21 protein-coding genes are annotated in these 25,210 nt (G+C 71.7%); 12 read left to right on the plus strand and 9 right to left on the minus strand.

Going from position 1 to position 25,210, the window contains the following annotated elements; translation table 11 throughout:
* Window positions 1-116: 116 nt before the first annotated feature.
* Together smc and HSO01S_RS08965 are read right to left on the minus strand one after the other, a co-directional pair.
* Window positions 117-3,920 (minus strand): chromosome segregation protein SMC, encoded by a 3,804-nt coding sequence (gene smc / locus HSO01S_RS08960; RefSeq protein ID WP_066040506.1) that lies wholly within the window; start codon window positions 3,918-3,920, stop codon window positions 117-119.
* A gap of 149 nt (window positions 3,921-4,069) precedes the next feature.
* Window positions 4,070-4,438 (minus strand): VOC family protein, encoded by a 369-nt coding sequence (locus tag HSO01S_RS08965; protein ID WP_066040508.1) that lies wholly within the window; start codon window positions 4,436-4,438, stop codon window positions 4,070-4,072.
* Window positions 4,439-4,622: 184 nt separating this feature from the next.
* On the opposite strand from HSO01S_RS08965, the gene HSO01S_RS08970 reads away from it, so the two are divergent.
* Complete coding sequence (locus HSO01S_RS08970) at window positions 4,623-5,894, plus strand: ThiF family adenylyltransferase (RefSeq protein ID WP_066040510.1); 1,272 nt, start codon at window positions 4,623-4,625, stop codon at window positions 5,892-5,894.
* A gap of 57 nt (window positions 5,895-5,951) precedes the next feature.
* Here the strand turns inward: HSO01S_RS08970 and HSO01S_RS08975 are convergent, their stop codons facing one another.
* Window positions 5,952-6,206 (minus strand): MoaD/ThiS family protein, encoded by a 255-nt coding sequence (locus tag HSO01S_RS08975; protein ID WP_066040512.1) that lies wholly within the window; start codon window positions 6,204-6,206, stop codon window positions 5,952-5,954.
* 1 nt (window position 6,207) lies between these two features.
* The gene (moaA, locus tag HSO01S_RS08980; protein WP_066040793.1) at window positions 6,208-7,281 is read right to left on the minus strand and encodes a GTP 3',8-cyclase MoaA; all 1,074 of its coding nucleotides are present in this window, start codon (window positions 7,279-7,281) and stop codon (window positions 6,208-6,210) included.
* Window positions 7,282-7,512: 231 nt separating this feature from the next.
* Here moaA and HSO01S_RS08985 point away from each other — a divergent pair, with 231 nt between their 5' ends.
* From HSO01S_RS08985 to HSO01S_RS09010, 6 genes are all read left to right on the plus strand, one after another.
* A complete protein-coding gene (locus HSO01S_RS08985) occupies window positions 7,513-8,796 on the plus strand; it encodes a molybdopterin molybdotransferase MoeA (protein ID WP_245635944.1) in 1,284 nt (427 codons plus the stop codon).
* Window positions 8,789-9,268 (plus strand): cyclic pyranopterin monophosphate synthase MoaC, encoded by a 480-nt coding sequence (moaC, locus tag HSO01S_RS08990; protein ID WP_066040516.1) that lies wholly within the window; start codon window positions 8,789-8,791, stop codon window positions 9,266-9,268. The genes HSO01S_RS08985 and moaC overlap by 8 nt, the downstream gene beginning before the upstream one ends.
* Window positions 9,265-9,978, plus strand: a complete 714-nt coding sequence (locus HSO01S_RS08995; RefSeq protein ID WP_084361495.1) for a MogA/MoaB family molybdenum cofactor biosynthesis protein — start codon at window positions 9,265-9,267, stop codon at window positions 9,976-9,978. The genes moaC and HSO01S_RS08995 overlap by 4 nt, the downstream gene beginning before the upstream one ends.
* On the plus strand, window positions 9,962-10,432 hold the full coding sequence (locus HSO01S_RS09000) for a molybdenum cofactor biosynthesis protein MoaE (RefSeq protein ID WP_066040796.1): 471 nt from the start codon (window positions 9,962-9,964) through the stop codon (window positions 10,430-10,432). The genes HSO01S_RS08995 and HSO01S_RS09000 overlap by 17 nt, the downstream gene beginning before the upstream one ends.
* A 131-nt stretch (window positions 10,433-10,563) precedes the next feature.
* Window positions 10,564-11,397 (plus strand): FAD binding domain-containing protein, encoded by an 834-nt coding sequence (locus tag HSO01S_RS09005; protein ID WP_066040518.1) that lies wholly within the window; start codon window positions 10,564-10,566, stop codon window positions 11,395-11,397.
* Window positions 11,394-14,189: a molybdopterin-dependent oxidoreductase gene (locus HSO01S_RS09010; RefSeq protein ID WP_066040520.1), complete on the plus strand. Its 2,796-nt coding sequence runs from the start codon at window positions 11,394-11,396 to the stop codon at window positions 14,187-14,189. Before HSO01S_RS09005 ends, HSO01S_RS09010 begins: the two co-directional genes overlap by 4 nt.
* A 10-nt stretch (window positions 14,190-14,199) precedes the next feature.
* Here the strand turns inward: HSO01S_RS09010 and HSO01S_RS09015 are convergent, their stop codons facing one another.
* Window positions 14,200-15,213, minus strand: a complete 1,014-nt coding sequence (locus tag HSO01S_RS09015; protein WP_174522980.1) for an ArgP/LysG family DNA-binding transcriptional regulator — start codon at window positions 15,211-15,213, stop codon at window positions 14,200-14,202.
* Window positions 15,214-15,284: 71 nt separating this feature from the next.
* Here HSO01S_RS09015 and HSO01S_RS09020 point away from each other — a divergent pair, with 71 nt between their 5' ends.
* Window positions 15,285-15,899, plus strand: a complete 615-nt coding sequence (locus HSO01S_RS09020) for a LysE/ArgO family amino acid transporter (RefSeq protein ID WP_066040523.1) — start codon at window positions 15,285-15,287, stop codon at window positions 15,897-15,899.
* Between the two features lie 30 nt (window positions 15,900-15,929).
* Here the strand turns inward: HSO01S_RS09020 and HSO01S_RS09025 are convergent, their stop codons facing one another.
* The gene (locus HSO01S_RS09025; protein ID WP_084361496.1) at window positions 15,930-17,420 is read right to left on the minus strand and encodes an 8-oxoguanine deaminase; all 1,491 of its coding nucleotides are present in this window, start codon (window positions 17,418-17,420) and stop codon (window positions 15,930-15,932) included.
* 5 nt (window positions 17,421-17,425) lie between these two features.
* Window positions 17,426-18,769: an XdhC family protein gene (locus tag HSO01S_RS09030; RefSeq protein WP_084361525.1), complete on the minus strand. Its 1,344-nt coding sequence runs from the start codon at window positions 18,767-18,769 to the stop codon at window positions 17,426-17,428.
* 60 nt (window positions 18,770-18,829) lie between these two features.
* Here HSO01S_RS09030 and HSO01S_RS09035 point away from each other — a divergent pair, with 60 nt between their 5' ends.
* On the plus strand, window positions 18,830-20,233 hold the full coding sequence (locus HSO01S_RS09035) for an amidohydrolase family protein (protein WP_084361497.1): 1,404 nt from the start codon (window positions 18,830-18,832) through the stop codon (window positions 20,231-20,233).
* A gap of 145 nt (window positions 20,234-20,378) precedes the next feature.
* Here HSO01S_RS09035 and HSO01S_RS09040 read toward each other — a convergent pair whose 3' ends face one another.
* Together HSO01S_RS09040 and HSO01S_RS09045 are read right to left on the minus strand one after the other, a co-directional pair.
* Complete coding sequence (locus HSO01S_RS09040; protein WP_245635945.1) at window positions 20,379-21,374, minus strand: PDR/VanB family oxidoreductase; 996 nt, start codon at window positions 21,372-21,374, stop codon at window positions 20,379-20,381.
* A complete protein-coding gene (locus HSO01S_RS09045) occupies window positions 21,371-21,928 on the minus strand; it encodes a helix-turn-helix domain-containing protein (protein WP_245635946.1) in 558 nt (185 codons plus the stop codon). Before HSO01S_RS09045 ends, HSO01S_RS09040 begins: the two co-directional genes overlap by 4 nt.
* A 194-nt stretch (window positions 21,929-22,122) precedes the next feature.
* Here HSO01S_RS09045 and HSO01S_RS09050 point away from each other — a divergent pair, with 194 nt between their 5' ends.
* Genes HSO01S_RS09050 through HSO01S_RS09060 form a run of 3 tightly spaced genes read left to right on the plus strand, consistent with a single transcriptional unit; the run spans window position 22,123 to window position 25,201 of the window.
* Window positions 22,123-23,568, plus strand: a complete 1,446-nt coding sequence (locus HSO01S_RS09050) for an amidohydrolase family protein (protein ID WP_157078977.1) — start codon at window positions 22,123-22,125, stop codon at window positions 23,566-23,568.
* 8 nt (window positions 23,569-23,576) lie between these two features.
* Entirely contained in the window at window positions 23,577-24,350 is a 774-nt protein-coding gene (locus HSO01S_RS09055) for an ABC transporter ATP-binding protein (protein ID WP_066040530.1), read from the plus strand.
* On the plus strand, window positions 24,350-25,201 hold the full coding sequence (locus HSO01S_RS09060; protein WP_066040532.1) for an ABC transporter permease: 852 nt from the start codon (window positions 24,350-24,352) through the stop codon (window positions 25,199-25,201). The genes HSO01S_RS09055 and HSO01S_RS09060 overlap by 1 nt, the downstream gene beginning before the upstream one ends.
* The last annotated feature ends 9 nt before the right edge of the window (window positions 25,202-25,210 follow it).

Here is a 25,210-nt window from a genome sequence, read left to right on the forward strand (position 1 = left end):
CTGCGGCGCGGGCGACATGTTCGCGTGCCGTCGCGGAGCCCGGCCTACGGTCGTGCTCCGCGGCGGCGCGCTCACCCTGGGTCGTCGAGAAGGGCCCGCGGCTTGCGACTGGCGGGCTAGCTTTTCCCTACGCGCTGGCCCACGACAGCGCTGACGCCGTCCTGGCGCATGGAGACGCCGTAGAGGGCGTCGGCGATCTCCATGGTGCGCTTCTGGTGGGTGATGACGATGAGCTGGCTGGTCTCGCGGAGGTCCTCGAAGATCGTCAGGAGCCGGCCGAGGTTGGCGTCGTCGAGGGCGGCCTCGACCTCATCCATGATGTAGAACGGGCTGGGGCGCGCCTTGAAGATCGCGATCAGCAGCGCCACCGCCGCGAGCGACCGCTCGCCGCCCGAGAGCAGCGACAACCGCTCGATCTTCTTGCCGGCCGGCTTCGCACTGACCTCGATGCCGGTCGTGAGCAGGTTCGTGGGGTCGGTCAGCGAGATCGACCCGGTCCCGCCCGGGAACAGCACCGGGAACACCTCGGTGAACGCCTGCCGGGTGTCTTCGAAGGCGCTCTCGAAGATGGTCTGCATCCGCTCGTCGATCTCCTCGATGATCGTGAGGAGGTCCTTGCGGGTGTTCGTGAGGTCGGTCAGCTGCTCGCTGAGGAACTTGTGCCGCTGCTCGAGCGCGTCGAACTCCTCGAGGGCGAGCGGGTTCACGCGGCCGAGCTCGGCGAGCTTGCGCTCGGCCTTCGCGAGGCGCTGCTGCTGCTCGGTGCGCACGAACGGTTTGCCGGTGAGCGGGGGCGCCGGATGCACGGGGCCGGGTCGGCCGGACCGGTCGCGGTCGTCGGCGGTGCTGTCCGCATCCGCATCTGCATCTGCATCTGCATCTGCATCTGCATTGTCGTCGGATGCGCGCTCCTCGACATCCTCGTCCGCGTCCGCATCCTTCTTGTCGTCAGAACCCACCGCAGCCGCCGCCTTCGCCACGGCCGCCGCACTCGTGTCGACGAGGGCGACGGCGTCGTCGTCCGGGATGCGCTGGTCGGGCCCGTACTCGGCCACGAGCACGTCCTCGACGAGTCCGAGTTCGGATCCCGCCCGCTCGAGCAGGCTCGACAGGTGCAGCTTCTTCTCGTAGATCTGCAGCTCGAGGCCGTGCATGTTCTCGGTGATCGACTGCAGGCGCTCGCGCAGGGCGGCCTCGTCGCGGCGGAGGGCGAGGAGCTCCTCGTTCTGCTCGGCCCGCTCGGCCTCGCGGCGGGCGAGCTCGACGGCGGCCTCGCGCGCCGAGCGGTCGACCGAGGAGAGCACAGGAGGAAGAGCCTCGGCGACCGCGGTGGCCGCCGCGATCTGCCGGCGCCGGATCACGGCACGGCGCGCCGCCGCCTCGGCCGCGGCACGGTCGGCCTCGAGCTGTCGTTCGAGCGCGACGGTGCGGGCCTGCTCGGCGCGCACGCGCTCCCGGGCGGTCTCGACTCCGAGCCTGGTCTCGATCTCGCGTTCGCGGGCGGCCTCGAGTTCGGCGAGCAGGCCCTCCCGCGAACTGACGTCGAGGATCGGCCGAGGCCGCTCGCGCACCGTCTCGAGCTCGCCCCGAGCGCGGTCGGCTGCCGACTCTGCCTGCCCGACCGAGTCGGCGGCGAGGGCGAGCGCCCGCGTCAGACGATCGAGCTCGCCGACGCTCGCGTCGACCTGCGCGCGCAGCCGGCTGAGCTTCTCGGTGCGCGCGGCCAGCACCGAGTCGTGCTCGCGGAGCGCGGTCAGCGCGGCCTGCGACTGCTCCTTCGCGACCTGCACGATCCCGCGCTGCTCGGCGAGCGCGAAGCGGGCCCGTTCGATCAGCGAGGCGATCTCGTCGAGGGCCGCGGCGGCCGCGTCGCGCTCGGCGACCAGCTCGATGCGGGAGCGGGTGGCACCCGAGCCGCCGCGCAGCACGTAGCGCGTGAGCACCTCGCCCGCCTTGGTCACGACCGTGAGGCCGGGCAGAGCAGGCAGGCCGGGCAGCGCAGAACCGGCTGAATCGCCCTTCGCTTCCCCGTCCTCCAGCGACGCCCACAACTCCCGGGCGGTCGCGAGGTCGTCGGCCACGATCATCGAGCCGAGTACTCCGAGCACCCCGTCCGGTCCGGTGACGACGGATGCGGCCGGCACCACGCCCTCCCGCCCGTCCGTCAGCGACTGCACCGACGAAGACGACCCCGAAGCCCCTCCCGAGGCGCTCCCGGCCGGGTTCGCGATGACGAGCTCCACCCGCCCCATGTCGCCCTCCGCCGCCGCCGTCGCCGCAGCGACCGCCGACTCGACGTCGTCGGCGAGCACCGCATCCGCCAGCGTCCCGAGCGCCGCGGCGATCGCGGCCTCGTAGCCGGGATGCACCTTCACGTGCTCGGCGACCAGACCCCGGACACCTGCGATCCGGGCCTGCACGAGCTCGGCCGAGCCGTCCTTCTGGTCGAGCGCCATCGTGAGGGCGCTCGCGCGTGCGGCCAGGCCGTCGCGCTCACGTTCGTGGGTGTGCAGCTCCTCGCGCAGTCGCTCGATCTCGCCCTCGGCCTCGAAGACGCTCGACTGGGCGAACTCGTAGGCCTCGTCGAGATCCGTCTCGTCGATCTCGCCGGTGGCGGCCTCCGCCTCGGCGGCCTGCAGTTCAGCCTGGGCGCGGTCCCGGCGCCCCTCGGCGGCGTCGAGGGCGTTCTGCTGACGCAGCACCTCGCCGCGCACCGCGGCGAGCCGGGAGTTGGCCGACTCGAGCTGGCCGGTGAGCTTGGAGAGCTCGAGATCGTGCTTGGAGACGAGCGAGCTCTGATACGCGATCTGCTCGTCGAGGGCATCGAGCGAGGCGCGCGCCTTCGCGGTCCCCTGCTGCGCCGACTCCCACGCCTGCTGAGCGCCGGCCACCTCGCCCTGGAGCCGCACCACCTCGTCACGCGAGTCGGCGACCATGGTGGGGCTCACGCTCGGCGCCGCATCCGGGACCCCCTCCTCGCCGCCCAGCAGCGCGAGCCGCTGGTGAGCGAGGTTCGAGAGGTTGCGGAGTCGCTCCTGCACGGATTCGAGGCCGAAGGCGGTGCGACGGGCGAGGTCGACGGCGTCGCCGACCTGGGCCTGCTCGAGGCGGTTGATGCGCAGCTGGTTCTGCTCGAGGCGCTCCTGCAGCACGATGCGCTCGGTGTGCCGCTCGCTCTCGCTGCGGGCGGCGGCGTCGAGCGCGGTACGCAGCCCGACGACCTCGTCGGCCAGCAGCCGGGCCTTCGCGTCGCGCACGACGGCGGCGATCGACTGGGCCTCCTTCGCGATCTCGGCCTGGCGCCCGAGGGGCTTGAGCTGCCGCCGGATCTCGCCCGCGAGGTCGCTCAGCCGCGTGAGGTTCGCCTGCATGGCCTCGAGCTTTCGCTGCGTCTTCTCTTTGCGGCGACGGTGCTTCAGGATGCCCGCGGCCTCTTCGATGAAGCCGCGCCGGCCCTCGGGGGTCGCGTGCAGCACCGCATCCAGTTGGCCCTGACCGACGATGACGTGCATCTCGCGGCCGAGGCCGGAGTCGCTGAGGAGCTCCTGCACGTCGAGCAGCCGGCAGCTCTCGCCGTTGATGGCGTACTCGCTGCCGCCGTTGCGGAACAGCGTGCGACTGATCGTGACCTCGGAGTAGTCGATCGGCAGCGCACCGTCGGCGTTGTCGATCGTGAGCGTGACCTCGGCGCGGCCGAGCGGCCCCTTGGTGGAGGTGCCGGCGAAGATGACGTCCTCCATCTTGCCGCCGCGGAGGGTCTTGGCGCCCTGCTCGCCCATCACCCAGGCCAGCGCGTCCACCACGTTCGACTTGCCGGAACCGTTCGGGCCCACGACACAGGTCACCCCGGTCTCGAAGGCGAAGGTGGTGGGGTTGGCGAAGGACTTGAATCCCTTGAGGGTCAAGCTCTTCAGGTACACGGGCGCCTTTCGTGGGGTCAGGTGACCCTACGGTACCGAATCGGCGGGCGGATCCGCGTCAGGCGGGCGCTGGGGCGTGCTATCGGGGGCTGGCGCGTGCTGGTCCTGGCTGTCGCGGGCTGTTGCGGGCAGGTGCGTGCCGGTGCGTGCTATCGCGCGCTGAGCACGCAGAACTCGTTGCCCTCGGGGTCGGCGAGCACAACCCAGGTCACGTCCTTCTGTCCGACGTCGGCCCGGGTGGCGCCGTGGGCGAGCAGGCGGTCGACCTCGACGGCCTGATCGTCGGGCACGAAGTCGAAGTGCAGCCGGTTCTTCAGCGTCTTCGCCTCGGGCACCGGGACGAAGAGCAGGCTCGGGTGCGTCTCGCCGTCGGGCGCGATCTCGACCTCGATCTCCTCGGTCGGGGCATCCGCCGGCGACTCGTAGGTGGTCTGCCAGTCGAGCGCCTCGCGCCACCAGGCGGCCAGCGCGCGCGGGTCGATGCTGTCGATCACGATCTGTTCGAAACGGAGCGTCATGGGCGCGAGAGTACTCCTGGGCCGGGACGCGCACCATCCCGGCCGTCTGCGAACGCTCCTGGCGGGTGTGCGTGCACAAACGGGCTGAAGATCGCGTCCAGACGTGCCATATGCACGTAAGAGGGCGATCCTCAGCCCGTTCGTGCAGCGCCCTCACCCGCCGGGCAGACCGTACGCTGGAACCATGACCCTGCAGGCCCTCGTCTCCCCCGGCCCCGAGCTTACCCGGGCCGAACTGCTGCGGTACTCCCGCCAGATCGCGCTGCCGCAGATCGGCCTCGAGGGCCAGCGCCGGCTGAAGGACGCACGGGTGCTCGTGATCGGCGCCGGCGGCCTCGGCTCCCCCGTGCTTCAGTACCTCGCGGCGGCGGGAGTCGGCGTGATCGGCATCGCCGACCACGACACGGTCGAGACCTCGAACCTGCAGCGTCAGACCATCCACCCGGATGCCTCGGTGGGCCTCCGCAAGACCGCATCGGCCGCCGCCGCGGTGCGGGCCCAGAACCCGCTGGTCGAGGTGATCGAGCACGATGCGCTGGTTGATCCGTCGAACGTGCTCGAGCTCGTCTCGGAGTACGACGTCGTCGTCGACGGCACCGACGACTTCGGGGTGCAGTACGTGATCGACGCCGCCTGCACCCTCGTGGGCAAGCCGCTGGTGTGGGGCTCGGTGCTGCGTTTCGACGGACAGGTCACCGTGTTCTGGGCGACGGCGCCCGACGGACTCGACCGCACCCTCGACGACCTCTACCCCGAGCAGCCCGATGCCGATCCGGCCGCCACCTGCTCGGTCGCCGGCGTGCTCGGCCCGGTCTGCGCCGCCATCGGTGCGGTCATGGCCGCCGAGACGCTCAAGCTGATCGGCGGGTACGGCGAGCCGCTCCTCGGCCGGATGCTCGTGCTCGACGCCCTCGACGGCACCTGGCGCGACGTGCCGTTCGGCCCCGGGCCGTCCCGTGGGTCGACCATGGCCCGCTCGGGCAAGGGGGCCAAGAACGTGGGCGAGCCGTACAGCTTCGCCCAGCAGGGCGCCGGATCCGCCGGGCCCGCCACCAAGCTCTTCGAAAGGGAGACCATGAACGACTCGATTACCGGGGCTGCTGGCGCTGCTGGCGCCTCGTCCGACTCGATCTCGGTGACCGAGCTGCAGCAACTGCTCGCCGCCCGGGAGGCCGGGGAGGCCGACTTCGTGCTCGTGGATGTGCGCGAGCCGCACGAGCACGCGCTGGTCTCGATCGACGGCGCCGAACTGGTGCCGCTCGGGCAGATCCTGACGGATGCGGCCCGCGAGATCCTCCCCCCGCAGGAGAAGGTCATCGTGCACTGTCACCACGACGGACGCTCGCAGCACGCCGCCGCCACGCTGAAGCGGGCCGGCTGGGAGGACGTCGTCTTCGTGCGCGGCGGCATCGACGCCTGGGTGCAGGACGTGGAGCCGGACAAGCCGCGGTACTGAGCGGCCGCGCCGGGCCGCCGGCAGCCCGCGCTCTCCCGTGAAGCCGCTGCCTGCGGGTCAGCCGCCCGCGAAGGGCGGCAGCACGTCGAGCTCGTCGCCGTCGGTGAGCACGATCGAGCGGTCCGTCGTGGCCTGACGGTTCAGGATGAAGGAGCAACGGGCGATGACCGCCCCCGCACCCGACGCATCCTGAGCTGTCGTCGCACGGTCGTCGAGCACGTCGCCCACGGTGGAACCGGCGGCGTCGAGGGTCTCCTCGCCCACGCCGAGGGCGGCCTTCGCCGCGGCGAAATAGCGGATGCGTACGGTCACCTCAGCCGCCGATCGCGCTCATGGGGCGGTCGGGCTGGGCGAATCCGAGTTCGTTCATCTGGTGGCCGGCGGGCTTCGCCCACATCGCCGCACGCCAGAGGTCGGCGAGCTCGCGGTCGTCGGCACCCTCGCGGAGCGGACCGAGCAGGTCGGTCTCGGTGTGCGAGAACAGGCAGCTCCGCACTCCTCCTTCGGCGGTCAGGCGGGTGCGGCGGCAGTCGGCGCAGAAGGGTTCGCTGACCGACGCGATCACGCCGACGAGCCCGAGAACTGGGCCGTCGGGGCCATCCGAACGCTCGCGTACCTGGTACAGCTCGGCCGGGGCGCCGTCGCGCGGCGCTTCGTCGGGGCTCAGGAGGTAGCGCTCGGCGAGACGGGCGCGGATGCCGTCGGCGGTGATCATCTCGTCGCGGTTCCAGGTGTGGTCGGCGTCGAGGGCCATCTGTTCGATGAACCGCAGCTGGTGGCCGCCGGCGAGCGCCCACTCGAGCAGTTCGACGGCCTGGTCGTCGTTGATGCCGGGCATGAGCACGGCGTTGATCTTGGTCGAGACGAGGCCGGCGGCGCCGACGGCGTCGATCCCCGCGAGCACGCGCGCGAGGAAAGGGCGCCGGGTGATCTTCGCGAAGGTCTCGGGTTCGATCGAGTCGAGCGAGACGTTGATGCGGTCCAGGCCCGCCTCGGCGAGCGCCGTGGCACGGCTGGACAAGCCGATCGCGTTGGTGGTGAGCGAGATCTCGGGGCGCGGCTCGAGGCTCGCGACGTCGCGGATGATCTCGACGAGGTCTTTGCGGAGCAGCGGCTCTCCCCCGGTGAAGCGGATCTGCCGCACCCCGAAGTCCGTGACCGCGATGCGGGCCAGGCGCGTGATCTCCTCGCGGGACATCAGCGCCGGCGGCGGGAGGAAGGGCAGCCCCTCGGCGGGCATGCAGTAGGTGCAGCGGAGGTTGCAGCGGTCGGTGAGCGAGATGCGCAGGTCGGTGGCCTGCCGGGCGAAGCGGTCGAGCAGTCCGGCGGCTTCGGGGCGCTCGGGCGGGAGGACCACGGGCGGGCGGGGGGCGGTCGCCGTCACCATGGCGGCTCCCCTGTCGGCGCCGACGCCGTTCGTGTCAGCTGCGGGGTTGCCCGCGCGCGGGCGCGTCGCCACGATCCGTCCACCGGTGGGGGCGGGCGGGACGTCGGGCATACCGAGAGCAACGCTCATGCCATCAGCCTACGCGCGACGGAGACCGGCTCGGCAGGCCCCCGTGGGTGCACCCGGCTGAGAGATGGGTCGGCGGCGTAGGGCATGCGGCAGACTGGGGGTATGCGAACGATCGACGATCACCGCCGCGACGTCACGGCGCTGCTGTCCGATCTTCCTTCTCAGGGCGAACCCGAGACTCTCGAGGTCGTCGCCGCGGCGATCGCGGCCGATCCGGCCCGGTACGCCCGCCGCGTCCTCGCCGCCGACCTCATCTCCCCTTCGAGCCTGCCCTCCTTCGACAACTCGCAGATGGACGGCTACGCGGTCAGGGCGGACGATCTCGCGGAGGCCGACCCCGCGCATCCGGTGACCCTGCCCACCGCACGGCGGATCGCGGCCGGCGACCCCTTCGCCACCCACCTCCCCGGTACGGCGACACCCATCATGACCGGCGCACCCGTACCGGCCGGTGCGGATGCGGTGGTGCAGATCGAGCGCGCCGACCCGCCGGTCTTCTTCGACGATCGCGTGGCCGAAAGCGCGGCCGCCGCACCGGTCGTCGGGTTCACCTCGCCGATCGCGGTCGGGACGTTCGTGCGGGCGGCCGGCAGCGACGTGACCGCCGGACAGGTGCTGCTGACCGGCGGAACCGTGCTCGGCGCCTCCCAGTACGGCGTGATCGCGGGAACGGGAGCGACCTCGGTCGAGGTGCGCCGCCAGCCTCGCGTGCTCCTCGTCTCGACCGGGCACGAGATCCGCGAACCCGGCTCGCAGCTCGCCCCGGGCCAGATCTTCGACTCCAACAGCGTCGCCCTCACGGTCGCGCTGCAGCAGATCGGCTGCCAAGTCGATCCGCGCCCCTGCCGTTCTGACGACGCGGACGACCTGCTCGCGCTGCTGCTCGGCCACGCGTCCCACGCGGATGTGATCGTGACGGTCGGAGGGGTGAGCGCCGGAGCGCGCGAGGTCGTTCGCGACGCCCTCGAGCCCCGCGGAGTGCGGTTCGAGAAGGTCGCGATGCAGCCGGGCGGCCCGCAGGGTCACGGTCTCGCCGACCTCGACGGCATGAGCCGGCCGGTGGTGTCTCTGCCCGGAAACCCGGTGAGTGCTCTCGTCTCCTTCGAGGCGTTCCTGCGCCCGGCACTGCTCGCCGCCCAGGGCGCGGCGGCACCGGATCGCGAACTGCGCCGCGGGATCGCCGGAGAGTCGTTCGACTCCCCGCCTCACCATCACCAACTGCGGCGCGGAGTGGTCGACGCCGACGGGGTCCTGAGCCTCGTCGGGGGCCCCTCGAGCCATCTGCTTCACTCCTACGCCCAGTCGACCGCGCTCGTGCACGTGCCGGTCGGCGTCTCGGCCGTGGCGGCCGGCGACCCACTCGACTACTGGAGGATCGATGGCTGAGAGCGACTCCCTCACCCATGTCACCCCCGACGGCTCCGCCCACATGGTGGATGTCTCGGACAAAGCCGTCACCAAGCGGATCGCCTCGGCCCAGGCGGTGCTCCACACCCGGGCCGACGTCATCGCTTTGCTCGCGGCCGGGCAGCTCCCCAAGGGCGAGGCCCTCGCGGTGGCTCGGGTCGCGGGGATCATGGCGGCCAAGCAGACGTCGACCCTCATCCCGCTATGCCATCCCCTGCCGATCTCGGGCGTGACGATCGACTTCACCGTCGGCGAGACGACCGTGCGGATCACCGCCACCGTGAAGACGACCGGCGTCACCGGGGTCGAGATGGAGGCTCTCACCGCCGCCTCGGTGGCGGCGCTGACGGTGTACGACATGATCAAGGCCGTCGACCGCGCCGCACGGGTGACCGACATCGAAGTGCTCTCGAAATCCGGTGGCGCGAGCGGCGACTGGAGCCGCGAATGACCGGCCACACCGACGACGGCACGACGGCCGCCCGCGTGAACGAAGGCGCGGGCCACGACCTTGGCCATGACACCGCTGCTGACGCCGAGCGCGAGGCCGGCCAGGAGCGCAGCCACCACCACGGCATCCGTGACGCCCTCCATCACCGGGACCACGATGCACACGCTGACCACGACGCCCAGGCGCACCACCACCGCGACGCGGACCGAGCCCGGCTCGGCGAGGGCGTCCCGCGTACCGCGGTAGTCGTCGTCGCCTCGAACCGGGCCGCCGCCGGGATCTACGAGGACGAGACCGGCCCGGACATCCGCGACTGGCTCCACGCGCGCGGCTGGGCGGCGACGGTCGTCGTCGTCCCGGACGGCGACCCGGTGGGAGCGGCGTTGCGCGAGGCGATCGACGGAGGTGCGGACGCCGTGATCACCACGGGTGGTACCGGCGTCTCGCCCACCGACCGCACACCCGAGCAGACCCGGCCCCACCTCGACCTCGAACTGCCCGGCATCGCCGAGGAGATGCGCCGCGTCGGAGGCGACTCCACTCCGTTCGCCCTCGTCTCGCGAGGGATCGCGGGTGTGGCCGGCCAGACCCTGGTCGTCAATCTTCCCGGCTCGCGCGGGGGCGTGCAGGACGGGCTCTCGGTTCTCGGCCCGTTGCTCGGGCACCTGATGGATCAGATTCATGGAGGTGACCATGCCAGACCCCTCTGACATCGGAACTGAGGAGTCCTCAGTCGATCGGTCCGCGGTGCGCATCGCGCGGATCGCGGATACCGCGATCACGCTCGACGAGTGCACGGCGGCCGTCGAGGACGCCGCCGCCGGTGCGGTCGTGACCTTCGCCGGCGTCGTGCGCGACCACGACGAGGGGCGAGGCGTCGACGCCCTGTCGTACTCCGCGCATCCGGCGGCCGAGGAGGCGATCCGCGCGTCTGCCGAGAGGATCGTGGCCGCGCACCCCGAGGTCCTGGTTGCGATCGTGCACCGCACCGGCGACCTCGTCGTCGGAGACCTCGCGCTCGCCTGCGCCGTGTCGTCCGCTCACCGGGGGGCCGCGTTCGCCGCCTGCTCCGAGTTGGTTGACGACGTCAAGGCGACCGTGCCGATCTGGAAGGAGCAGCGGTTCGACGACGGCTCCACGGAGTGGGTCGCCGCGCTGGGCTGAGCACCCGAGAACCCCATCGCCTCCTCCACAGGCGGGCTGCCCGGACGAGTTGTGCCCAGAACGGGGCCGTCGTTACACAGCAGACACATTGTTACGGTCTACTGAGTGCACAGCACCGATCGGAGCACCACGTGGATCTCAACACCCTCACCACCCTCGTTCCGGCCCGCCATCGCGACGACCTGAGGGCGCTCGACGAGCGGGTCGTCCCTCTGGCCGGGGGTTCGTGGCTCTTCTCCGAGGTGCAAGACCACCTGACCGGGCTGGTCGACCTGATGACGCTGCACTGGCCGAGCCTCACCGTGACCGACGAGGGCCTCGAGGTCGCGGCCACGTGCACGCTCGCAGAGCTCGCCGCGCTGCCGGATGATCGGGGCTGGGCGGCGCATCCACTCTTCTTTCAGTGCTGCACGGCACTCCTCGGCTCGTTCAAGGTCTGGAACGTCGCGACCGTCGGCGGCAACATCTGCGCCTCGCTCCCGGCCGGCCCGATGACCTCGTTGTTCTCCTCACTCGACGCCGAGGCGCTCGTCTGGCGCGCCGACGGCACGGATGAACGGATGCCGGTGGCGCGGCTGGTGACCGGCAACGGCGAGAACGCGCTCAACCCGGGCGACGTACTGAGGTCGCTCCTCGTGCCGCAGTCGTCGCTGCTCGCCCGCACCGCCTATCGCAAGATCGCGCTCTCGCCGATCGGTCGCTCCGGCACGGTCGTGGTGGGCCGCGTCGACCCCGACGGGTCGTTCGTGCTGACGGTCTCGGGGTCGACGGTTCACCCCGAGCAACTCCGGTACGAATCGGTGGAAGCTGCGACGAGCCTCCGCGACGACGTTCTCGCCCTGACGACCTGGTTCACCGACCCGCACGGCGCGGCCGACTGGCGGAGGTCGGTGTCGGCTCTGCTGGCGGAGGAGATCCGCTCGGAGCTCGGCGATCGTGACGACGAAGGGGCGGTGGCGCGATGAGATTCGTGATGAACGGCGAGCAGATCGAGGCCGAGCCCGCGGTGGGGCAGTGCCTTCGCACCTTCATCCGCGACCAGGGGCACTTCGAGGTCAAGAAGGGCTGCGACTCCGGCGACTGCGGAGCCTGCTCGGTGATCGTCGACGGCCTGCCGGTGCACTCGTGCGTCTACCCGGCCTACCGGGTCGAAGACCGGATCGTGACGACCGTCGCCGGCCTCGGCGACCCCGACGACCTGAGCGCCGTGCAGCAGAGCTTCGTCGACAATGCCGGATTCCAGTGCGGGTTCTGCACCGCGGGCATGGTCGTCACGGCGACCACGCTGAAGCCCGAGCAGCTCGACGACCTCCCGCGGCTGCTCAAGGGCAACCTCTGCCGGTGCACGGGCTACCGGTCGGTCGACGCGGCCATCCGCCAGGGCGTGTGCGACCACCACGGGGTCGAGCTGCCTGAGGATGCGAGCACCAGTGTGGTCGAACCGGTGCGGGAGTCGTTCTCGACGCCGGTGCGGGCAACGGGTACCCGCGAAGGACGTGCACCGCGAACGATCGGCACCTCGGTGAAGGCACCGGCGGGCCCCCGGATCGTGTCCGGGCGGGAGCCGTACACGCTCGACGTCGCGGTTCCGGGCGTCGTCCACCTGAAGCTCCTGCAGAGCCCGCATGCCCACGCGCGCATCCTCTCGATGGACACGTCGGCTGCTGAGGCGCTTCCCGGCGTCCACGCCGTGCTGACCGCGGCCGACTCCCCCGCCCGCCTGTACTCCACGGCGCGGCACCAGTTCCGCACCGACGACCCCGACGACATGGCGCTCTTTGACACCGTCGTCCGGTATCGAGGTCAGCGCGTCGCCGCGGTCGTCGCCGACTCGATCCGGATCGCCGAGGCCGCGTGCCGACTGATCGAGGTGGAGTACGAGCTGCTGCCGGCGGTCTTCGATCCCGAGGAGGCGAGGAGCCCGGGTGCCCCGCGCATCCACGGCGACAAGGATCCCGTGGCGTCGCGAATCGGCGAACCCGACCGCAACGTGATCGCCTCGGTCCACACCGAGATCGGTTCGATGGCCGAGGCCGTCGCGGGCGCGGCGGCGCACGTCCAAGGAACCTGGCAGACGCACCGCGTCTCGCACGCGGCACTCGAAACCCACGGCACCGTGGGCTGGGTCGATGACGACGGGCGGATCGCGCTCCGCACTAGCACGCAGGTCCCGTTCCTCGTGCGCGACGAGCTCGCCCACATCTTCGCCCTCCCGCCCGAGCAGGTCCGGGTGTTCACGGCCCGCGTCGGCGGCGGGTTCGGCGGCAAGCAGGAGATCCTGACCGAAGACGTCGTGATGGCGGCCGTGCTCAAGACCGGGCGGCCGGTGCAGTTCGAGTTCACCCGGACGGATGAGTTCACGATCGCTCCGTGCCGGCACCCGATGCGGGTCTCGGTCGAGCTGGCGGCCGAGAGCGACGGCACCCTCCGCGGCCTCGCCGTCGACGTCCTGAGCGACACGGGGGCGTACGGCAACCACGGTCCGGGCACGATGTTCCACAGTGTCGGCGAGAGCGTCGCCCTCTACCGGGCCGAGGCCAAGAAGGTGGATGCGGAGGTCGTCTACACGAACAACATCCCGTCGGGTGCCTTCCGCGGCTATGGCCTGGGCCAGGTGGTGTTCGCGATCGAGTCGGCGATGGACCAGCTGGCGATCGACCTCGGCATCGATCCGTTCGAGCTGCGGCGCCGCAACGCGGTGCGGCCCGGGGATCCGCTGGTCGCCTCGCACGTCGAGGGCGATGATCTGATCTTCGGCAGCTACGGGCTCGACCAGTGCCTCGACCTCGTGCAGCAGGCCCTCGAGCAGGGCAACGGCGTCGAGGCGCCCGTCGGGCCGCAGTGGTCGGTGGGTGTCGGGATGGCGCCGGCGATGATCGCCACGATGCCGCCGCGCGGCCACTTCTCGACGGTCACGATGACCCTCGATGCCGAGGGCCGGTACATCGCGGGCGTCGGCACCTCGGAGTTCGGCAACGGTACGACGACCGTGCACCAGCAGATCGCGTCGACGGTGCTCGAGACGACCGCGGACCGGATCGTGATCCGGCAGTCGGACACGGATGCCGCACCCTTCGACACGGGCGCGTTCGGTTCGGCGGGCAGCGTGGTCGCGGGTAAGGCGCTCTACTCGGCGGCCCTCTCGCTGCGCGGCGCCATCCTTCGTCAGGCGTCGCAGCTCGCCGGCGCCTGGAGCGAGGGCGTACTCGAGCCCGAGGGCGTGCGGATCGGCGAGGTCTTCGTGCCGCTGGCCGAGATCGCGGCCTCGGCGGGCGGGTCGATCACGCTCGAAGGGAGCGAGGACGGAGCACTCCGGTCGCTCGCGTTCAATGTGCAGGCGTTCCGGGTGGCGGTCGACTCGACGACCGGGGAGGTGCGCATCCTGCAGTCGGTGCATGCGGCCGATCCCGGGTTCATCCTGAACCCCGAGCAGCTCCGAGGGCAGATCGAAGGCGGGGTCGCTCAGGCGATCGGGTCGGCGCTGTACGAGGAGATGATCATGGACCAGGGCGAAGTGACCACGCAGGTGTTCCGGAGCTACCACCTTCCGCAGCTGGCCGACATCCCGCCGACGGAGGTGCTGTTCGCCGCGACCGACGACTCGGTCGGGCCTTTCGGCGCGAAGTCGATGAGCGAGGCCCCCTACAACCCGATCGCGGCGGCTCTTGCGGCGGCCGTGACGGATGCGACGGGTGTGCGCCCCCACGAGCTCCCGCTCTCCCGCGACCGCGTCTGGAGGATGCTCAACCCGGCCTGAACGGGCACGTCTAGCTGCGAGGCATGGGTCTCAGAGCGGCATCCGCGGCGAGTCGGACCTGCTCGGCGACGCGCGCGAGCGTGGGAGTGTGGAGCTGCCACTGCTGCCAGTACAGCGGCACGTCGACTACATAGCCCGGGTCAATTCGCACAAGGGCTCGCTGGTCATCGGCCGCGGTCGTGGCCTCGGCTCGCGGGTGCTGCGGCTGTCGCTGGTCCTGCTGCTGCTCCGGGACCATGCCCCACCCGTACCCGAGGCGCACCGCCTCGGTGAAGTCGACCGACCCCGGGACGAAATGGCGGGGAGGATCAATCGGCCGTTCCTCGGCGCCACTGCCCAGGGCGGCGCGAGAGCGCAGGTAGACGTCCTGCAGCTGATCGCGGCGATCGAAGATGACCACGGGGGCCCGATCGAGCGCCTCGGCCGTGACACCATCCGGAAACCAGCGGGCCATGAACTCAAGGCTCGCCATCGGCTCGTACCGCATCACCCCGAGCGGCGTCGAGGAGCAGCCCTGAACGGGGTGGGCGGTGGCGGTGACGGCGGCCGTCACGGTTCCCTCGCGGAGGAGTGCGGTCGTGTGGCCCTCGTCCTCACGGAAGAACTCGAACGCCACCTCGGCGGCCAGCCCCGCGAGCCCGGGCAGCAGCCAGGTGGCGAGTGAGTCCGCGTTCACGGCGATCGGCATCCGCACAGGCACGAAACCGGGCGAACCTGGGCCGGCGCCCGAACCTGAATCCCCCGCCGATCCATCGCTCGAGCCTCCGGATTCTCCGAGACTCCGCGAGACGTCGTCAGCCAATGTTCCGATCTGCCGGGCCAGCCGGAGCAGCGCGACCCCCGATTCGGTGGGCCTGATCGGTTTGGTGCGGGTCAGGAGCACGCGTCCGACCGACGATTCAAGTGCCTTGATCCGCTGGCTCACTGCCGAGGGCGTCACCCGCAGCGCCCGTGCCGCCGCCTCGAACGTGCCCTCGTCGACGGCGCTGCGGAGCGCAGCGAGTTGCAGGAGATCGAAGTCCATGATCAGCCAGTCTAATGATTCGTAAGGAAGACAAGCTGGGCTATTGAGAGCATCCGCTCTACCGTCAGAGGGTGCCCTTCGACTTCCTCGCCATCCTCGCCGGTCTCGGCTTCGGCCTCTCGCTGATCGTCGCGATCGGCGCGCAGAATGCCTTCGTGCTCCGCCAGGGTCTCCTCCGAAGCCACGTGCTCGTCGTCGTGGCGATCTGCGCGCTCTCCGACGCCGTGCTGATCGGCCTCGGGATCAGCGGGGTGGGCCTGATCTTCCAGCAGGTGCCCTGGCTCATGGTCGTCACCCGTATCGGTGGGGCGGCGTTTCTGCTGGTCTACGGGTTCCTCGCCGCTCGGCGGGCTCTCCGGCCCGCGACGCTCGAGGCGTCCGAGCCGCGCTCGCTCCCTGGACTCGCCGCGACGATCACGACCTGCCTCGCCCTGACCTGGCTGAACCCGCACGTGTACCTCGACACGGTCGTACTCCTCGGCTCGGTCGCGAACACCCACGGCGACTCCCGATGGCTCTTCGGCGCGGGTGCCGTGGTCGGCAGCATCGTCTGGTTCACCGCACTCGGCTTCGGCGCGCGTCTGCTGCAGCCGGTGTTCGCGCGCCCGGTGGCCTGGCGCATCCTCGACGGCGTCATCGCGGTGGTCATGGTCGCCATCGCCGCGTCCCTCCTCGTCGGCCTCTGACTCCCAGCGCGCTGCCCCGCCCCCGAACCCCTACCGCCCGAGCAACTCCCCCACCGCCCGCTCGACGCCCGCCGCCACGGCCCGCTCGTCGGCGCGCACGAGCCGGCCGTCGCGCACGACCTCCTCGCCGTTCACGAGCAGCAGTGCGAGCGGCGGCTGCGACCCGAGGGTCAGCGCGGCCACGGGGTCGACGATCCCGGCGTGCGCGACCCCGTCGATCCGCCAGAGCGCCAGGTCGGCGAGCTTGCCCACCTCGATCGACCCGATCTCCGACGCCCGCCCGAGAACGCGCGCGCCGCCCATGGTCGCGACGCGCAGCGCATCCCGCCCGCTCATCGCGGCCGCGCCCCCGCGCAGCCTGTTCATGAGCACCGCCATCCGGATCTCCGTGCCGAGCTCCCCGGACTCGTTCGACGCCGATCCGTCGACGCCGAGCCCGACCGGCACGCCGGCGGCCAGCAGCTGCGGCACGGGCGCGATGCCGGCCGCGAGGCGCGCGTTCGAGCTCGGACAGTGCGCCACCCCGGTCCCGGTCGCCGCAAACCGGCCGATCGCCCTGTCGTCGAGGTGAACGCAGTGCGCCATCCAGACGTCGTCGCCGAGCCAACCCAGCTCCTCCAGGTACTCGGTCGGCGTGCGGCCGAACCGCTCGAGGCAGAACGCGTCCTCCTCGACGGTTTCCGAGCCGTGCGTGTGCAGGCGCACCGCCCCGGGGAGCGACCGCGCGAGCACCGCCGCCTCGCGGAGCAGGTCGGCCGTGACCGAGAACGGCGAGCACGGGGCGATTGCGATGCGGGTCATCGAAGCGCGCGACGGATCGTGGAACCGCGCCACCGCATCCGCACTCGCCTCCAGTGCCGCGTCGGTGGTCTCGACCGCGAAATCCGGCGGCAGACCGCCCTGCGAGGCGCCGAGATCCATCGAGCCGCGGGTGCCGTGCAGCCGAACACCGAGCGTCGCTGCGGCGTCGACGATCGAGCCGAGGATGTCGCCACCCCCGCGCGGGAACACGTAGTGGTGGTCGCCCATCGTGCTGCAGCCCGAGAGCGCGCCGACCGCGAGCCCGCCGAGGGCGCCGGGCCCGACGGTACCGGCGGTGATTCGCGACCAGGTCGGGTAGAGCGCGGTCAGCCAGTCGAACAGGATCGCATCCTGCGCGATCCCCCGCGTCAGCCACTGGTACAGGTGGTGGTGGGTGTTCACGAGCCCCGGCGTCAGCAGGTGCCCGCTGCCGTCGACCCGCCGAACGGATGCAAGGGGCCGGCCCGCGCCGACCACGTCACCGGATGCGCATGGCTGGTCCGCGAGCAGGTCACCGGATGCACCGGGCTGGTTCGCGAGCAGGTCACCGGATGCACCGGCCTGTTTCGGCACGGGCTCGCCGTCGAGAGCCCAGCGCGGTGCCGGGCCGGAGCCCACGGCGACGATCGTGTCGCCGTCGACCACGACGTGGCCGCGGTCGTGCTCGGTGCCGGCGGCGTCGACCGTGGCGACGTAGGCGTTCTCGATCACGGTGCGCATCCCGCTCACCGCGACTCCTCCCGCGTGGACGCGGCCGTCATGGGCACGGCCGTCGAGGCAGCCGCACTCGCGGGCGCAGTGTCGGTGGCAGCCGCCGTCGCGGACAACGTCGCCGAGGGCGCGGGGGGTGCAGCCGCCGCGGGTGTTGCTGCCGCAGCAGCCGCACGGGGGTGGATCGCGCCCGACGTCGCACGGAGGGGCGCGGCGGAGGCGGCGTTCCGCGCCATGAGCACCTCGGCGAGGATCGATACCGCGGTCTCCTCGGGCGTGGAAGCGCCGAGGTCGAGGCCGATCGGCGAGTGGAGCGACGCGAGGGCGGCCTCGTCGATCCCCCGTTCGCGGAGCGCCGCAAGCCGACGCTCGTGCGTGGTGCGCGAACCCATCGCGCCGACATACGCCACCGGCAGGGCCAGCGCCGTCTCGAGCAGCGGGATGTCGAACTTGTCGTCGTGGGTGAGGATGCAGACGACCGTGCGCTCGTCGACCTCGGTCTCGGCGAGGTAGTCGCTCGGCCATCGGTTGACGACCTCGGCGTCGGGGAAGCGATCGGCCGTCGCGAACACCGGCCGCGCGTCGCAGACCGTCACGCGGTAGCCGAGGACGGCTCCGGCGCGGGAGAGGGCGGCCGAGAAGTCGACGGCGCCGAACACGATCAGGCGCGGCGGCGGCGCCGACACCAGCATGACCGCCTCGACCACCCGGCCGTCGCAGTCGACGCGACGGTGCACCGAGCGGCCGGCATGGATGCTCGCGCGCAGCTCCTCCGAGACCCGCCGCCCCACGGCGTCCGGCTCACCCGTCGCGTCCCGCGCGTTCACCGCGTCCGGCCCGCCCGCGGCACCCTGCTCAACCGCAGTGTCGGGTTCACCGATGGCACCCTGCTCGCCCGCGGCATCCGCGTGAGCGGTGACCAGCCGGAGTCCGGCCGCGCCCCCCGCATCCGCCCCGAGCACCACCGCGATCCCGGCCGCGCGACCGTCGCGGGCACGGCGAAGTTCTTCGAGCACGCCCTGAGCGACCTCCGATCGCGCACCGGGGAGGCCGAGCTCCTGCACGAAGACCCGCAGGCGCCCGCCGCACGCGAGACCCACCTCGAAGGCGTCGGCATCCGTGAAACCGAACTCGCAGACCTCGCCCACCCCGGTGTCAAGAACCCGGGTGCAGGCGTCGTAGACCGCGCCCTCGACACAGCCGCCGGAGATGCTCCCGATCACGCGGCCCTGGTCGTCGACCGCCATCGACGTGCCGAGCGCCCGAGGGGCGCTGCCGTCGACGGCCACGACCGTGGCGACGGCCAGCCTCCGCCCGGACGCCAGCGAGCCGAGCAGCGCATCCGCGAGTTCGAGCATCGGGCCGGCTCCCTCCATCCGTGCAATCAGCCTGACACATGATCGTGTTAGAACTTCACCATGCTGATCATCCGCGACGCCTTCCGCACCGTGATCGACGCCGGAACCGAGTTGGGCGAGGGCACGCCCACCGGCCCGCGCGACCTCCGGCTCACCGACGTCGTCCTGCCCGACGGCGACGCCGCCACCGACAGCGCCGGCCGCCGAGACGCCGTCCGACGCGACGCCGCCGACGACGAACGAACCGACGACGAGCAAAGCGACGACGCCCCCACCACCCTCGACGCCTCCGGCTGCATCGTCACCCCCGGCCTCGTCAACGCCCACCACCACCTCCTGCAGAGCGCCTTCCGCACCCTCCCCGGTACCCGTGGCGTCGCGATGCACGAATGGCTCCCGCGCATGGCCGCCGAATATGCCGCGATCGGCATCGACCCCGAACTCGCCCGCGCCTCCGCCCTGGTCGGGGTCGCCGAGGGCCTGCTCGACGGTGTCACGACCGTCGCCGACCACCACCTGACCTGGCCCGCCGGAAGCGACGATGTCGGCATCGCCCGCGCGACCGCGGCCGCCGCCCGTGAGCTCGGAGGGCGGCTCGCCTTCGTGCGCGGCTCGGCCCGCGACGACCCCGAGCAGGCCGCCGCCTCGGCCGACGCGATCGCCGACGCGCTGGTTCCGGATGGTCCGAACGGCATCACCGCCGACGGCCTCCTCCAGCTCGCGGTCGGCCCCGCCGGCGTGCACAGCGACTCGGCCGAGACCTTCCGGCTGCTCGGCGAGGTGGCGTCCCGCCGCGGACTCCGCCGCCGCACCCAGGCCAACGAGCAGGTCGACGTCGCGATCGCCCTCGAGAAGTACGGCCGCCGCCCGATCGAGCTGCTCGACGAGTGGGGCTGGCTCGCCGACGACGTCACGCTCGCCCACCTCTGCGCCGTCACCGACGCCGAAATCGCGCTGCTCGCCGAGCGCGGCGTGACCGCGACCCACGCCCCCGGCTGCGACCTGCCGATGGGCTGGGGCATCGCGCCGGTCGCCGCGCTGCTCGCCGCCGGCGTGGTGGTCGGCCTCGGCACGAGCGGCGGCGGCAGCAACGACGCCGGTCACCTGCTCGCGGATGCGCGCCTCGCCATGCAGGTCGCCCCGCTCGTCGGGCCGCCCATCGAGGCCCGCCGCATCCTGTCGATGGCGACCGAAGGGTCGTCCCTCGGCCTCGGCCGGCCCGAGCTCGGCACGCTTCGGCCCGGGTCCGGGGCCGACCTCTGCGTCTGGGACGTGAGCGGCGTCGCGGATGCGGGGGTCGCCGACCCCGTCGCCGGCCTGCTCTGGGCGTCGCCGGGCCGGCGCCCGAAGCATGTGGTCGTTGGCGGCCGCGTGGTCGTGCGCGACTACCGCCTGGTCGACCACGACGAGCACGCCCTGGCCGCTGACCTCACGACCCTCCTGGCGTCCCGCCGAGCCGCCTGACCCGCTGACCGGCTGACGCAACCCGCTGTCCGCGGCCCGCTGTCCGCGACCCGTCACTCGTTGTCGCCATCCGAGCGATCGAGCGACAACAACTGACGGCTCGAGGACAGTCAGGGGCCGCCAGGAAGAGCTCAGAGCCCAGAGCTCAGAGCTCGAGCACCAACCGCGGGCACGCCGCGCGGGACACGCAGATCATCATGACCTCGTTCGACTCCTGCTCGGCCGGGGTCAGCACCGAGTCGCGGTGATCCACCTCGCCCGAGACGACCGGGGTCTCGCAGGTTCCGCAGGTGCCCTCGCGGCACGACGAGAGCACGAGCACACCCGCCTCCTCGACCACGTCGAGGATCGTCCTGTCCGGCGGCACCTCGAGGGTCATCCCCGAGAGCTCGAGCTCGACCTCGAACGACTCGTGCCGCACCGGCTCGGTCGCCTCGCGCGCCTCGAAGCGCTCCAGGTGCAGAGCGGATGCGGGCCAGCCCGCCGAGACCGCGACCGCTTCGAGCTCGGCCAGCATCCGCGCCGGCCCGCAGCAGTACACGAAGCCCGGCGCCGCCGAATCCGGCACCCCCGCCAGCTCCCGCCCGAACGCCCCCAGATCCAGCCGCCGCCCCGCATCCGCCGCGTACACCGACACCGCGTCGCCGTACCGCTCGACCAGCTCGTCGACGAACGGCATCCGCTCGAGCGACCGCCCGGCGTAGTGCAGCACGAACTCGGCGCCGGCCCGCGAGACCGCGTCGAGCATCGGCAGCAGCGGCGTGATCCCGATCCCTCCGGCCACGAACTCGTACCGCGCACCGGCGACCGGCGGCACCAGGGCGAAGTGGTTGAGCGGCCCGCGGGCGGTGAGCACCGTGCCCGCCGCCGCGTGGGCGTGCAGGTGCTCCGACCCGCCCCGGCCGTCGGGCTCCCGCAGCACCGCGATGCGGTAGTGCTCGCGGTCGGCCGGGTCGCCGCAGAGCGAGTACTGCCGCTCGACGCCGGGCTGCACGCGCACGTCGAGGTGCGCTCCCGGCAGCCACTCCGGCAGCGGCCCCGCCGAGGGGTCGGCGGCCCGCAGCGTCAGCATCAGCACGTCGACCGCGACCGATCGCGCCTCGGTGACGACGAGTTCGAACTCGGGAAGAGCTCCGCTCACGATCCCGCCCTCCGCTCTTTGACGATGAACAGGTGGTACTCGCCGCCGGCCGGGGTGTGCCAGCGGTGCAGCGTGCCCCCGGCGTAGTGGATGGAGTCGCCCGGCTCGAGCGCGTAACTGCCCTCGTCGGCCAGGTCGACGAGCACGCTGCCGTCGACCACGTGCAGGAACTCGTCCTCGTCGTGCCGGTAGAACTCGCCCGGGGTGCGGTTCGACCCGCGGAACTCCATCGGGATGAACGTCACGTCGCCGTGCACCAGGATGCGCGCCTCCCCTCCGCCGAACGGCCCCTGCGGCCCCTCGCGGCGGCGCACGAGCGAGACCCGGTCGCCCGTGCCGCTCGGCACGAGGTCGTCGGTCGCCGCGGCGATGAGCTCGATCTGGCTCGAGCCGAGTGCCCGGGCGATGCGCTCGAGCGAGACCATGCTCGGGCGGGCCTGGCCGCGTTCGAGCTGGCTGAGGAACGGATGCGACAGCTCCGCGAGCCGCGCCAGCTCGACGAGCGTCAGCCCGCGGGCCTGACGGACCGAGCGGATGCGCGCACCCAGGCGCACGGTCTGCTCGTCGAGGGCGACGCTTCCGGAGGTGATGGGGGATCCTTTCGCTGCGCAGCCGATCGAGGGATCGGCGGCGGGTCTAGGAGACAGTAACCACGAAACCCGGCCGCGGCGAAATCGCCCACGGCGGCAATTTACATTCGGAAATGCTCGCGTTACGTGACCGAAACGAGGCGTCCGTAGCGTGGCCCATGTTGAAGCCATCAACATCCGAGCCCGCTGTCGCGAGCCGGTTCGACGACCGAGAACAGAAGCGGGAGATCGCCCCGGTGCATGCTCTCCCCCAGACTCTCACCCGCCTCGTGAACGCCACGCTGGCGACCGGAGAGAAGGTGGATGTCGAACTCTCCGGCGACACCGTCATCGCGGTGACCCCGGCGGGGACGCGGCCCGCCACCGCCGCGACCGCCCCCGACCCCGACCCCGAGACCACCCTCGACCTCGACGGCTTCCTCCTGCTCACCGCCCCCGCCGAACCGCACGCGCACCTGGACAAGGCCCTCTCCTGGGACCTGATCGACCCGCCGATGGGCGACCTGGTGCTCGCGATCGAGTCGTGGAAGCGCTTCTCCGCCACCCAGACCGTCGAGAGCATCGCCGACCGCGCGAGGCGGCAGGCCCTGCTCATGCTGCAGAACGGCACGACCGCCATCCGCTGCCACGTCGACGTGCTGCACGGCGACGACCCGATGCGCGGGGTGCGGGCACTGGTGCAGGTGCGCGACGAACTCCGTGGTCTCGTCGACCTCCAGCTCGTCGCCCTCGCCGGGCCCAGCGTGCCCGACGCCCACGTGCACGAGGCGATCAAGCTCGGCGTCGACCTCGTCGGCGGCGCTCCGCATCTGGCCGACGACCCCGACGCCGACCTGCGCCGCCTGCTCGCGGTCGCGAGCATCCACGGCACCGGCGCCGACCTGCACACCGACGAGAGCCTGGCCGGCGCGATCACCCTCGGCACCCTCGCCGAGGAGGTGCGCGACTGGCCGGCCGACCGGCCCGTGACCGCGGGTCACTGCGTACGCCTCGGCACCCTCGAGCCCGGCGACCTCGACCCGCTCGTCGACGCCGTCGTGGCCAGCCGCATCGGGATCGTCGCCCTCCCGATCACGAACCTCTACCTGCAGGGCTGGGAGCATCCGGTCTCCACGCCCCGCGGCCTCACCGCGGTGCGAGCGCTCCTGGATGCGGGGGTCCGGCTGGGTGCGGGCGCCGACAACGTGCGCGACCCGTTCAACCCGGTCGGCCGGAGCGACGCGCTCGAGACCGCCTCCCTCCTGGTGACCGCCGGGCACCTCACGCTCGACGAGGCGTATCGCGCGGTCAGCGACGGCGCACGGGACGTGATGGGGCTGCCGGATGCCGGCGTCGTCGTCGGGGCGCAGGCCGAACTGCTCGCCGTGCGCGGTGTCAGCCTCTCGGACGTCGTCGCGAACGCCTCCGCCGACCGGTACGTCATCCACGCCGGACGCCTCGTAGCCCAGAGCGAGGTGCACAGCCGCATCGCCGCGCCGGCAGCCGCGGCCCCCGCCGCCGCCCGCGCAGCCGGCGCTACCTCCGCCGCCGCAGCGACCCCCGCCAACCCCGAATCCACCCAGCCGACGACCACGCCCACCCAGCCCATTCTCGAAACGAGGTGAGAAGCCCCATGTCCATCGCCCCACCCCCTGTCGCTTCAGCGACCACGACCGATCAGCTCCTCCACTTCGAAGACGTCGCGATGACCTTCCCCAACGGGACCACCGCGCTCTCCGGAGTCAACCTGACCGTCAACCGCGGCGAGTTCGTGACCGTCGTCGGCCCCTCGGGCTGCGGCAAGTCGACGCTCCTCCGCATCGCCTCGGGCCTCACCCCGGCGACCGAGGGCGTGACCGAGGTCGACACCAGCCGCATCGGCTACGTCTTCCAGGATGCGACGCTCCTCCCCTGGCGCGACGTGCAGGCGAACGTCGAGCTCCTCGCCGAGCTGAACGGCCGGCCCAAGAAGGAGCGGCAGCGCACCGCCGCCGAGGCGATCGAGCTCGTCGGCCTCTCGGGCTTCGAGAAGCACCTGCCGAAGACCCTCTCGGGCGGCATGAAGATGCGCACGAGCCTCGCTCGGAGCCTCACCCTCGACCCCGAGCTGTTCCTGTTCGACGAGCCTTTCGGCGCACTGGACGAGATCACCCGCGAGCGCCTGAACGACGAGCTGATCAAGCTCTTCACCGAGCAGCAGTTCGCGGGCCTGTTCATCACCCACTCCGTCTCGGAGGCGGTCTACCTCTCGACCAAGGTCGTCGTCATGTCGGGCCGCCCCGGCAAGATCGTCGACACCTTCGAGGTCGAGTTCCCGTTCCCCCGTGACCCCGAGATCCGCTTCACCGCCGAGTTCGCCGAGCTCTGCGGCAAGGTGTCGCACGCACTCCGAGAGGGCCACCACTGATGACGACCACCCCTCCGGCCCCGCCGAAGAACCGCACGCTGATGCGGCCGGCCACCGTCAAGAAGAGCCGCCGCGCCTCGACCACCTGGATCCCGCCGGTGCTCGTCGCCCTCGGCATCGTCGCGATCTGGTACGTCGTCAGCTACGTCGTGCTGGATGAGAAGCGCCGGTTCCTGCTGCCCCCTCCGCACGAGGTCTTCACCAAGGCCTTCTTCGACCCGACCGTGTTCGGCGACATCATGGTTGCCCTCGGCCGCACCGCGATCGTGGCGCTGGTCGGGCTCGCGATCGCGATCATCATCGGCGTCGCCTGGGCCGTCGCGATGAGCCAGGCGCGCTGGATCGAGCGTTCGACCTTCCCGTACGCCGTCATCCTCCAGTGCATCCCGATCCTCGCGCTCGTGCCGCTGATCGGCTTCTGGTTCGGCTTCGACTACCCGGCCCGCATCATCGTCTGCGTGATGATCGCGCTCTTCCCGATGGTCTCGAACACCCTCTTCGGCCTGCAATCGGTCGACAAGGGGCAGCGCGAGCTGTTCCAGCTGCAGAAGGCCTCGCGCTGGACCGTGCTGACCAAGCTCGAGTTCCCGGCCGCCCTCCCGGCGATCTTCGCGGGCATGCGGATCTCCGCGGGGCTCGCGGTGGTCGGCGCGATCGTCGGCGACTACTTCTTCCGTCGCGGCGAGCCGGGCCTGGGGTCGCTGATCTCGAACTACCAGTCCCGCGTGCAGTCGGCCGAGCTGTTCGCCGCGATCATCACCGCGTCGCTGTTCGGAGTCGTGATCTTCATCCTGTTCGGCTGGCTCGGCAAGCGCGTCGTCGGCAAGTGGTACGACTTCTCGGCCAACTAGCACCCACTC

The organism is Herbiconiux solani NBRC 106740, from assembly GCF_001571005.1.
Lineage (GTDB): Bacteria > Actinomycetota > Actinomycetes > Actinomycetales > Microbacteriaceae > Herbiconiux > Herbiconiux solani.

Coding starts and splice junctions, on each gene's coding strand:
- HSO01S_RS08965 (WP_066040508.1), bottom strand. CDS start 4,438: ATGACGCTCCGTTTCGAACAGATCGTGATCGACAGCATCGACCCGCGC.
- HSO01S_RS08970 (WP_066040510.1), top strand. CDS start 4,623: ATGACCCTGCAGGCCCTCGTCTCCCCCGGCCCCGAGCTTACCCGGGCC.
- moaA (WP_066040793.1), bottom strand. CDS start 7,281: ATGGTGACGGCGACCGCCCCCCGCCCGCCCGTGGTCCTCCCGCCCGAG.
- HSO01S_RS08985 (WP_245635944.1), top strand. CDS start 7,513: ATGCGAACGATCGACGATCACCGCCGCGACGTCACGGCGCTGCTGTCC.
- moaC (WP_066040516.1), top strand. CDS start 8,789: ATGGCTGAGAGCGACTCCCTCACCCATGTCACCCCCGACGGCTCCGCC.
- HSO01S_RS08995 (WP_084361495.1), top strand. CDS start 9,265: ATGACCGGCCACACCGACGACGGCACGACGGCCGCCCGCGTGAACGAA.
- HSO01S_RS09000 (WP_066040796.1), top strand. CDS start 9,962: ATGCCAGACCCCTCTGACATCGGAACTGAGGAGTCCTCAGTCGATCGG.
- HSO01S_RS09010 (WP_066040520.1), top strand. CDS start 11,394: ATGAGATTCGTGATGAACGGCGAGCAGATCGAGGCCGAGCCCGCGGTG.
- HSO01S_RS09015 (WP_174522980.1), bottom strand. CDS start 15,213: ATGGACTTCGATCTCCTGCAACTCGCTGCGCTCCGCAGCGCCGTCGAC.
- HSO01S_RS09025 (WP_084361496.1), bottom strand. CDS start 17,420: ATGCGCACCGTGATCGAGAACGCCTACGTCGCCACGGTCGACGCCGCC.
- HSO01S_RS09030 (WP_084361525.1), bottom strand. CDS start 18,769: ATGCTCGAACTCGCGGATGCGCTGCTCGGCTCGCTGGCGTCCGGGCGG.
- HSO01S_RS09035 (WP_084361497.1), top strand. CDS start 18,830: ATGCTGATCATCCGCGACGCCTTCCGCACCGTGATCGACGCCGGAACC.
- HSO01S_RS09050 (WP_157078977.1), top strand. CDS start 22,123: ATGTTGAAGCCATCAACATCCGAGCCCGCTGTCGCGAGCCGGTTCGAC.
- HSO01S_RS09055 (WP_066040530.1), top strand. CDS start 23,577: ATGTCCATCGCCCCACCCCCTGTCGCTTCAGCGACCACGACCGATCAG.
- HSO01S_RS09060 (WP_066040532.1), top strand. CDS start 24,350: ATGACGACCACCCCTCCGGCCCCGCCGAAGAACCGCACGCTGATGCGG.